Source organism: Streptomyces sp. NPDC045022 (genome assembly GCF_056432605.1).
The window spans coordinates 35,038-43,969 of sequence record NZ_JBWKIR010000041.1; the positions used below are offsets into that span (position 1 = coordinate 35,038).

10 protein-coding genes are annotated in these 8,932 nt (G+C 71.7%); 4 read left to right on the forward strand and 6 right to left on the reverse strand.

Annotated features, from left to right (window positions below; genetic code table 11):
* Positions 1-75 precede the first annotated feature (75 nt).
* Positions 76-555 carry a MarR family winged helix-turn-helix transcriptional regulator gene (locus tag AC07C1_RS37850; RefSeq protein WP_478946680.1) on the forward strand — a complete coding sequence of 160 codons (480 nt, stop codon included), beginning with the start codon at positions 76-78 and terminating at the stop codon, positions 553-555.
* A gap of 104 nt (positions 556-659) precedes the next feature.
* Here AC07C1_RS37850 and AC07C1_RS37855 read toward each other — a convergent pair whose 3' ends face one another.
* The 6 genes from AC07C1_RS37855 to AC07C1_RS37880 form a co-directional block, all read right to left on the reverse strand.
* Positions 660-2,141, reverse strand: a complete 1,482-nt coding sequence (locus tag AC07C1_RS37855) for a sensor histidine kinase (protein ID WP_478946681.1) — start codon at positions 2,139-2,141, stop codon at positions 660-662.
* Complete coding sequence (locus tag AC07C1_RS37860) at positions 2,138-2,872, reverse strand: response regulator transcription factor (RefSeq protein WP_478946682.1); 735 nt, start codon at positions 2,870-2,872, stop codon at positions 2,138-2,140. The genes AC07C1_RS37855 and AC07C1_RS37860 overlap by 4 nt, the downstream gene beginning before the upstream one ends.
* Before the next feature lie 91 nt (positions 2,873-2,963).
* Positions 2,964-3,200 (reverse strand): hypothetical protein, encoded by a 237-nt coding sequence (locus AC07C1_RS37865; RefSeq protein WP_478946683.1) that lies wholly within the window; start codon positions 3,198-3,200, stop codon positions 2,964-2,966.
* Positions 3,201-3,242: 42 nt separating this feature from the next.
* Positions 3,243-4,229 (reverse strand): S1C family serine protease, encoded by a 987-nt coding sequence (locus tag AC07C1_RS37870; RefSeq protein ID WP_478946684.1) that lies wholly within the window; start codon positions 4,227-4,229, stop codon positions 3,243-3,245.
* Positions 4,230-4,357: 128 nt separating this feature from the next.
* Positions 4,358-5,383 carry a LacI family DNA-binding transcriptional regulator gene (locus tag AC07C1_RS37875; RefSeq protein ID WP_478946685.1) on the reverse strand — a complete coding sequence of 342 codons (1,026 nt, stop codon included), beginning with the start codon at positions 5,381-5,383 and terminating at the stop codon, positions 4,358-4,360.
* A gap of 106 nt (positions 5,384-5,489) precedes the next feature.
* Positions 5,490-6,269, reverse strand: coding sequence for a winged helix-turn-helix transcriptional regulator (locus tag AC07C1_RS37880; RefSeq protein WP_478946686.1), 780 nt, complete (start codon positions 6,267-6,269; stop codon positions 5,490-5,492).
* A 181-nt stretch (positions 6,270-6,450) separates the two neighbouring features.
* Between AC07C1_RS37880 and AC07C1_RS37885 the strand changes: the two genes are divergently transcribed.
* The 3 genes from AC07C1_RS37885 to AC07C1_RS37895 are packed head-to-tail and all read left to right on the forward strand — an operon-like array spanning position 6,451 to position 8,834.
* Entirely contained in the window at positions 6,451-7,302 is an 852-nt protein-coding gene (locus tag AC07C1_RS37885; protein WP_478946687.1) for an alpha/beta hydrolase family protein, read from the forward strand.
* A gap of 50 nt (positions 7,303-7,352) precedes the next feature.
* Entirely contained in the window at positions 7,353-7,607 is a 255-nt protein-coding gene (locus AC07C1_RS37890; protein ID WP_478946688.1) for a MoaD/ThiS family protein, read from the forward strand.
* A 3-nt stretch (positions 7,608-7,610) separates the two neighbouring features.
* Positions 7,611-8,834 (forward strand): hypothetical protein, encoded by a 1,224-nt coding sequence (locus tag AC07C1_RS37895; RefSeq protein WP_478946689.1) that lies wholly within the window; start codon positions 7,611-7,613, stop codon positions 8,832-8,834.
* The last annotated feature ends 98 nt before the right edge of the window (positions 8,835-8,932 follow it).

Sequence of the window (8,932 nt, forward strand, 5' to 3'; positions counted from 1 at the left end):
CGCGACACATTGACTGCGTCACGCAGGAGATTATCAGGGATCGCTGCGCCGCGCAGTGATATGAAAGGGGACCCCATGACAGACCCGCGCCGGGCCCGGCTGTACGAGGAGTTGTCGCTGGAGTCCCGCCGCTATCTGGCGGCGTACGTGCTGTTCAACCAGGCCGTCGCCGACCACCTCGGGCTGCACCCGACCGATGTGCAGTGCCTGAGCCTGCTGACGGCCGAGGCCGAGCCGCTCACGGTCCGGCAGATCGCCGACCGGACGGGCCTCACCACGGGCTCGGCCACCCGCCTGGTGGACCGGCTCGAACGCGGGGGTTACGTCGCCCGTACCCCCGACCGGCAGGATCGCCGCCGGGTGCTGGTCACCCCGGTTCCGGAGCGCGTCGCCCGCGTCACGGCGCTGTGGGACGACCTCGGACAGACCTGGCAGACGATCCTCGACGACCACAGCGAGGACGAGCTGAAGGCGATCACCCGGCACATGCGCCGCGCGAACGACCTCAGCCACACCCAGATCGAGCGTCTGCGCGCCATGCCCAAGCCGGACTGATCCCGCCGGCCGGACTGATTCCGTCAGCCGGCCCGATACCGCCGGCCGGACCGATCCCACCGGGCCCCGGGCCGGAGGGGCCGGGTCACCCGGCATGCTCCCGCTCAGGCGCCCGGCGTCCGAGGCGGAGGCGTCGGCGCGCCCGGCAGCCGTACCGTCGCCACCGTGCCGCCGCCCTCCGCGCGGGCCAGGGCGACCGCACCGCCCGCCTGCTGGATGGTACGGGCCACGATGGACAGACCGAGACCCGAGCCCGGCAGCGCACGCGCGCTGGGGGAGCGCCAGAACCGGTCGAAGACATGCGGGAGTTCGTTCTCGAGGATGCCGGGCCCGTGGTCGCGCACCGTCAGCACGCCCCCGCTCAGCCGGACGTCGACCACGCCGCCGCCGGGGCTGAACTTCACCGCGTTGTCGAGGATGTTGACGACCGCCCGCTCCAGCGCGGAGGGCTCCGCCCGGACGAACCAGGGCTCCAGGTCCGCCGTGATCGTGAGGTCCGGCCCGCGCAGGCGCGCCCGGCGCAGGGCCGTCTCGACGGTGTCCTGGAACGCCACCACCTGCAGCCGCTCGCCCCGCTGCCCCTCCGAGCGGGACAGCTCCTGCAGATCGCCGATCAGCGAGGCCAGTTCGGTCATCTGCGCCTTCACCGAGGCGAGCAGCGCCTTGCGGTCCTGCGGGGGCAGCGGCCGGCCCGTCTCCTCACTGCGGGTGAGCAGTTCGATGTTGGTACGGAGCGAGGTGAGGGGGGTGCGCAGTTCATGGCCGGCGTCGGCGATCAGCTGCTGCTGGAGGTCGCGGGAACCGGCGAGCGCGGTGGTCATCGAGTTGAACGACCGGGAGAGGCGGGCCACCTCGTCCTCGCTGTCCTCGTCGACCGGGATGCGGATGCCCAGATCCTCGGTCCGCGCCACGTGTTCGACGGCCTCCGTGAGCTTGTCGACCGGACGCAGTCCCGCCCGGGCCACCGCCAGCCCTGCCGCGCCGGCACCGAGCACCCCGATGCCGGAGACGAGCAGGAGGATCAGGGCCAGGTCGTTGAGCGTGTTCCGGGTGTTCCGCAGCGGTATGGCGACCTGCAGGGCCGTGTCCGGATAGAGCTGGGGCGGCCCGGCCAGCTGGCTCACGGTCAGCGGCTGGGTCAGCACGCGGACGGCGTTGCCCTGGGAGTCGGTGCCGTCACGCAGGACGAAGTTCGCGCGCAGCAGGCCGTCGTGGACGGTCACGTCGTTGATGACGCTGGTGTCGGAGGCGACGGTCTTCACCCGCCCCGACGAGTTCGAGAACACACAGCTGGTGCCGTTCTGCCGCACGAGCTGGACGTAGTAGTAGCCGACGCGCGAACCGCCGAGGTTGGACGCGAGCGGCTGTTGCGGGCAGGTCGCCAGCGTGGTCGACACATCCCGCTGCCGCTGCGGTGCCGCCGCCTTCTGCAGATCGTTGTCGACCTGGTCGTACAGCTTGCGCTCCACGATGAACCAGCAGGTGACCGAGACCGCGGCCACCGCGAACGCCACCGCCGCCGCCACCAGCATCGCCAGCCGCGCCCGGATCGGCAGCGCCCGGTAGCGGCGCGCCAGCTTCCTCACTCGGCGCCGCCCTGGCGCAGGACGTACCCCACGCCCCGCACCGTGTGCACCAGGCGCGGCTCGCCGCCGGCCTCGGTCTTGCGGCGCAGGTACATGACGTAGACGTCGAGGGAGTTGGACGAGGGCTCGAAGTCGAAGCCCCACACGGCCTTCAGGATCTGCTCACGGGTGAGCACCTGGCGCGGGTGGGCCATGAACATCTCCAGGAGCGTGAACTCGGTCCGGGTCAGCTCCACCTGCCGCCCGCCGCGCGTGACCTCGCGGGTCGCGAGGTCCATGCGCAGGTCGGCGAAGGTGAGGGCCTCGTCCTCCTGGGCCTCGGCCGACACGGCGACCGCGTACGAGCTGCGGCGCAGCAACGCGCGGATACGGGCGAAGAGTTCATCCAGTTCGAAGGGCTTGACGAGGTAGTCGTCGGCGCCGGCGTCCAGCCCCGTCACCCGGTCGCCGACCGTGTCGCGGGCCGTGAGCATGAGGATCGGGATGGTGTCGCCCGCGCCCCGGATGCGGCGGGCCGCCGTCAGGCCGTCCATGCGTGGCATCTGGATGTCCAGGACGACCAGGTCCGGCTGGTAGGCCGTGGCCTTGTCCAGGGCGTCGGCGCCGTCCACGGCCACCTCCGTGTCGTACCCCTCGAAGGCGAGGCTGCGCTGGAGTGCCTCGCGGACGGCTGGCTCGTCGTCGACGATCAGGATGCGCTGGGGGTCACGGTCGCCTTCGGCGGGGCTCATCGCTCGCGGATTCCTCGGGGTGCGGTGGGTCGGGGGGCGGGGCGTCTCTCAGCCTCGCACGTTCCCGGGCCCGGGAGCGGGCAGGCGGGGCTCAGACCGTCAGCGTGCTCAGGCTGCGCATCGTGTTCAGGCGCCTGAGCGGCACCTTGCGGCGGTGCGGGCGGGCGGCGGAGGTGCGCAGCCCCATCAGCTCGGGGACGGGGGTCGTGGCCACCTCGGGGGCGCGGGGTGCCGGGATGCGCGCGTGCAGCGTGGAGGCGACCGAGAGGGCCAGGGCGAAGTCGGCCGGACCGTGGTCGGGGACCTGGTGCGAAACCTTCTTGATCATGACTTGCTCCCTGTTAGCTGGTGGAGCCTGACTTGCTCCCTGTTAGCTGGTGGAGCCCGCCCGCAGCTTGGCGAGGTCGGACTTGACCGTGTTGATGGGGATGGCGAAGCCGAGGCCGATACTGCCCGCGTCCGAGGCCGAGGAGGCCTGCGAACCCGACGAGTACATCGCGGAGTTGATGCCGACGATGTGGCCGCTCGCGTCGATCAGCGCGCCGCCGGAGTTGCCGGGGTTCAGGGACGCGTCCGTCTGGATCGCCTTGTACGTCGTGGTGGACGAACCGGTGTCGCCGTTGAACTCACGGCCGCCGAACTGGAACGGCCACTGTCCGTCGCCGCCCTGGTTCTGGCCGTGGCCCTCGTCGGTGGGGACGGTGACGTCCCGGTCCAGGGCGGAGACGATGCCGCTGGTGACGGTGCCGGTCAGGCCCTCGGGGGAGCCGATCGCGACGACCGAGTCACCGACCTGGACGCCGGCGGAGTCGCCGAGGCTCGCCGCCTTCAGGCCCGAGGCGCCCTTGACCTTGATCAGCGCGAGATCCTTGGAGCTGTCGGTGCCGACGACCTCGGCGGGGTAGCTCGTGCCGTCGCTGGTGCGCACCTTGATCGAGGTGGCGCCGGAGACGACGTGGTTGTTGGTGACGATCTCCCCGCCGGACGTGATGATCACGCCGGAACCGGTGGAGGAGCCGCCCGCCAGGGTCGCGTTGACCTCGACCACGCTCGGGCTGACCGCGGCGGCGATCGTGGCGACGTCGCCCTTCTTCCCGGCGGGCACCACGTTGGTGGTGGTGCCGGCGGAGGCGACCGTGTCCCCGCCGGCCAGCTCCTGGAAGGCGTACGCCGTGCCGCCGCCGACCGCCGCCGCGACGATCGCGACCGCCGCGAGCAGGGCGGCCGGGCCCCGCTTCTTCTTCGGCCCGGCCTCGGGGGCCGCCACCGGCCGGTACGGCGGTGGGGGCGGCCACTCAGGGTTCACAGGAGCGGAGTAGGGGTGCTGCTGCGCGTATGCGCCCTGGCTCTCGGTCATGACACAAGAGTCCCCCGCGACCATGAGAGCTTCCTGAGTGCTCCCTGAGAAGCCCGGCAGAACCTTGTTTGCCCGATATAAAGGCGGACCGCCGCAGTCACGGACTGCGCAGTCTCAGACCCGCGGTCTCAGACCCCGCAGCCGCAGCTGGTGCGCACCACCAGCCGGGACGGGAACGTCTTCAGCCGTTCGCGCCGCGACCCGGCGATCCGCAGCCCGTCGTCCAGGACGAGGTCGACCGCGGCCCGTGCCATCGCCGAGCGGTCCGAGGCGACCGTGGTCAGCGGCGGGTCGGCGAGCGCGGCCTCCTTGATGTCGTCGAAGCCCGCCACCGCCAGCTTCCCGGGCACGTCGATGCGCAGCTCGCGCGCGGCCCGCAGCACGCCGATCGCCTGGTCGTCGGTGGAGCAGAAGACCGCCGGCGGCCGGTCCGGCCCGGACAGGAGGTCCAGGGCCACGCGGTAGGCGTCGTAGCGGTTGTACGGCGCCTCGAACAGCCGGCCCTCGGTGGACAGGCCCGCCTCGGCCATGGCCCGCTTCCAGCCCTCGACGTGGTCGGAGACCGGGTCGCCCACGGCCGGTGTCTCGGCCGTACCGCCCATACAGGCGACGTACTCGTAGCCGTGCTCCAGCAGGTGGCGTACGGCGAGCTGGGCGCCGCCGAGGTCGTCCGTGACCACCGCCACGTCGTCGATGGCCTCCGGACGCTCGTGCAGCAGCACCACCCGGGCGTCCCAGGCGTCGATCTCGGCCGCGGCGAGGTCGTTCAGGGCGTGGCTGACCAGGATCAGGCCGGAGACCCGCATGCCCAGGAAGGCACGCAGATAGTGGACCTCGCGTTCGCCGATGTAATCGGTGTTGCCGACGAGGACCATCTTTCCGCGCTCGGAGGCGGCCTGCTCGACCGCGTGCGCCATCTCGCCGAAGAAGGGCTGGCGGGCGTCCGGGATGATCAGGCCTATGAGGTCCGTGCGCCGCGACGCCATCGCCTGGGCGACCCGGTCCGGCCGGTACCCCAGTTCCTTGATCGCGGCGAGAACACGCTCGCGCGTGGCCGGGGCGACCGGCCGGGGTCCGTTGTTGATGACATAACTGACGACGGCGGTGGAGGTCCCAGCCAGCCGTGCCACGTCATCCCGAGTCACCTTGGCCACGCGCGGAGTCTACGCGGATTGACCCGCCCCGGGCAGGGCGTATCACTGCTTGGATGTGCGCAAGCAACGCCCCGCCCGAACGCTTTCCGCGCCTGCCCAGGGAGATCTACGCGTCCGCGTGGAGCTCGGCGCCGTCCAGGACGGCGGATGCGTCCGCATCCTCCGCCTTTGCCCGGTCCGCCTTGGCCTTGGCCTCCTCGGCGGCCCGGTCGCCCTTCTCGGGCGTAACGAATCGATAACCGACGTTCCGGACAGTGCCGATCAGCGACTCGTGCTCGGGGCCGAGCTTGGCGCGCAGCCGTCGTACGTGCACGTCGACCGTACGGGTGCCACCGAAGTAGTCGTAGCCCCACACCTCCTGCAGCAGCTGGGCGCGGGTGAAGACCCGGCCCGGGTGCTGAGCGAGGTATTTGAGCAGCTCGAACTCCTTGAAGGTGAGATCGAGGACCCGTCCCTTGAGCTTCGCGGAGTAGGTCGCCTCGTCCACCGAGAGGTCGCCGTTGCGGATCTCCATGGGGGAGTCGTCGTTGACGATCTGCTGTCGGCCCATGGCTAGGCGCAGCCGCGCCTCCACCTCCGCGGGACCGGCGGTGTCGAGGAGTACGTCGTCCACGCCCCAGTCGGCCGTGACGGCGGCGAGACCGCCCTCGGTGACGACGAGGAGCAGCGGACAGCCGGGACCGGTGGAACGCAGCAGCTGGCAGAGGCTGCGCACCTGCGGCAGGTCGCGGCGGCCGTCGACGAGGATGACATCGGCGCCGGGGGTGTCGACGAGAGCGGGTCCCTCGGCGGGGGCCACCCGCACGTTGTGCAGCAGCAGGCCGAGAGCGGGGAGCACCTCCGTCGACGGCTGGAGGGCGTTGGTCAGGAGCAGCAGAGAACTCATACGTCTGGTTCCTCCTCGGTCCCTGCGAGGACGTGTGCGGTGCGGCACTGCTCTGCGATCCCGAAAGCCCCGTACACCCGCGGTCACCTCACGTTTCCCGCTTCGTATACAACGCGTCCGAAAGCACAAAAGGACCCGGGGGCTACGCTGCCCGAGTCCTCTGCACAGCAGAATAGCCCACATGAGCAATCGTCCGGCGGGTCATGTGGCATGTTCCACCGTTCGTCCGAATTCCGAGACAGGCAGACGCGCCCCTATCCGGACGTTCCTGCACACCACAGACGGAATTGCGATCGATTCCGTATACGATCCCGGCGCCGTCGTATACGAAACACCGCCGGACACCTTCCGGCCGGCCTCCCGTGACCTGGTGTTCGTGATCGCCCACGGTTTCACCGGCGACGTGGACCGCCCGCATGTACGACGGGTGGCGGGCGTCCTGCGCGGTTACGGCGCCGTCGTCACCTTCTCCTTCCGCGGCCACGGACGCTCCGGCGGCCGTTCCACGGTCGGCGACAAGGAGGTGCTGGACCTCGCCGCCGCCGTGGAGTGGGCCCACGGCTTCGGGCACGCGCGCGTGGTGAGCGTCGGCTTCTCGATGGGCGGCTCGGTGGTGCTGCGGCACGCGGCCCTGAGCCCCGGCACGGTGGACGCGGTGGTCTCGGTCAGCGCCCCCGCCCGCTGGTACTACCGGGGCACCGCCCCCATGCGCCGCCTGCACTGGCTGGTCACCCGCCCCGAGGGCCGCCTCGTCGGACGCTACGGACTGCGCACGCGCATCCACCACCGCGAGTGGGACCCGGTCCCGCTCTCCCCGGCCGAGGCGGTGCCGGGGATCGCCCCCACCCCGCTGCTGATCGTGCATGGCGACCGCGACGGCTACTTCCCCCTCGACCACCCCCGGATGCTCGCCGAAGCGGCCGGTGACCACGGCGAACTCTGGGTGGAGCCGGGCATGGGGCATGCCGAGAACGCGGTGGCCGATGCCCTGCTGGCACGCATCGGGGACTGGGCCGCGGCCGCGGCGGGCTAGCCTGACACCATCTGTCTTTGTCTTTTTCCTGCCGTCGATTGAGGAACCAGATGCCCAAGGTCACGGTGCGCTACTGGGCCGCCGCCAAGGCCGCGGCCCAGGTCGCCGAGGAGCCGTACGACGCGGCCACGCTCGCCGAAGCGCTGGCCGCCGTGCGCGCGCGACACCCCGGTGAACTCACACGTGTGCTGCAGCGATGCTCGTTCCTCATCGACGGTGACCCCGTCGGGACCCGCGCGCATGAGACGGTACGGCTGGCCGACGGCGGCACGGTCGAGGTGCTCCCGCCGTTCGCAGGAGGGTGAGGGATGAGCGACCAGCCGTACCAGGGCGGCGCCCACGAGGGCTACGACCCGTATCAGCAGCAGGCTGCTCCGCAGGACTGGCCGGGCTACGACCAGTACGCACAGCCCGGCTACGACCCCCAGCTCACCCAGCAGTGGCAGGGCCAGACCTGGGAGACGCAGCGGCACGCGTCGGTGCCGGCGGCGGAGACGGCGTATCCGCCGCCGCAGCAGCAGCACCAGCAGGGGTATCCGCAGCAGTCCGAGCGCCAGGATTACCAGCAGCAGCATCAGGACCAGGGGTATCAGCAGCAGGCGTATCAGCAGTACCAGCAGTACCAGCAGCCCGGGCAGCACCAGCCGGCTCACCGGTTCGAGGAGACGTACGCCCCCCAGACGCCGCAGCCGGAACCGGCGGCGGCACCGGCACCGGCGCCCGGACCGGTGTCCGAGCCGGCCTACGGCCCCGCCACGATCGCCGGCAACGCCCGGATCACCGACGCCCAGCGGGCCCGCCTGGAGGGCCGGTCCCCCGTCATAGAGCCCGGTGGGCAGCCGGCGGCGCTCACCGCGCTGCTGAGCCTGCTGCTGGCCGCCGCGGCCCCCGTCGGGTCCTACGCCCTCCTCCCTCCGCTGGTGCTGCTCCAGGCGGTGACGGCGGCGGGCTGGTTCCGGCTGAACGGCATGTGGCCGGCCCGGCAGGGCATCGCGCTGGCCTTCGCCGGCGGCCTGGCGGCCGACGTGGCGGTGCTCACCGCGGGTCGCGACCACGCCCCGGCGGCGATCCTCGGCCCGCTCGGCGTCTGGGTCCTGCTCTCCCTGGTCCTGCAGCTGCGCTCGCACGCCTCACCGGACGAGCGGATGTACGGCCTCATGGCCACGGTCGTCTCCGCGTCGCTCACGGTCCTCGCGACGGGGTACCTCGGCGCCGACCCGCACGCGGTGTCCGTGGGCGCGGCGGCGGTGGCGGTGGCCGTCCTGGCTAAGTCCCTGCCCCTGCCGACCCCGGCGTCGGTCGTGGTCTCGCTGCTGGCCGCCGCCGGCGCGGGGATCGCCGTAGGGGGCATGACCGGTCTCGGCGCGAAGGGGGCGCTGCTGGGCGGGGCCGCCGGAGCGTGCGCGCTGATCGGTCACCGGGTGGCCAGCTACGACTACCCGTCCCGCTTCGTGCACTTCACGGCGGGCGTGGCGCTGCCCCTGTCGGCGGCCGCGCCGGTGGTGTGGGTACTGGGGCGGGCGCTGGGCTAGTCGCAATGCCGGTGACTTAGGTTGTGCCTTGTCGGGTGATGGTCACGGTGTTCCGTGCGGGTGGTGTCCGGTTGCGGTGCTCGGCCCGTTTGAGCGGC

What these genes read in the sequence shown, in the direction of transcription:
- AC07C1_RS37865 (WP_478946683.1), bottom strand. Translation starts at nt 3,200, where the DNA reads ATGATCAAGAAGGTTTCGCACCAGGTCCCCGACCACGGTCCGGCCGAC.
- AC07C1_RS37880 (WP_478946686.1), bottom strand. Translation starts at nt 6,269, where the DNA reads ATGAGTTCTCTGCTGCTCCTGACCAACGCCCTCCAGCCGTCGACGGAG.
- AC07C1_RS37885 (WP_478946687.1), top strand. Translation starts at nt 6,451, where the DNA reads ATGAGCAATCGTCCGGCGGGTCATGTGGCATGTTCCACCGTTCGTCCG.
- AC07C1_RS37895 (WP_478946689.1), top strand. Translation starts at nt 7,611, where the DNA reads ATGAGCGACCAGCCGTACCAGGGCGGCGCCCACGAGGGCTACGACCCG.
- AC07C1_RS37890 (WP_478946688.1), top strand. Translation starts at nt 7,353, where the DNA reads ATGCCCAAGGTCACGGTGCGCTACTGGGCCGCCGCCAAGGCCGCGGCC.
- AC07C1_RS37850 (WP_478946680.1), top strand. Translation starts at nt 76, where the DNA reads ATGACAGACCCGCGCCGGGCCCGGCTGTACGAGGAGTTGTCGCTGGAG.
- AC07C1_RS37870 (WP_478946684.1), bottom strand. Translation starts at nt 4,229, where the DNA reads ATGACCGAGAGCCAGGGCGCATACGCGCAGCAGCACCCCTACTCCGCT.
- AC07C1_RS37860 (WP_478946682.1), bottom strand. Translation starts at nt 2,872, where the DNA reads ATGAGCCCCGCCGAAGGCGACCGTGACCCCCAGCGCATCCTGATCGTC.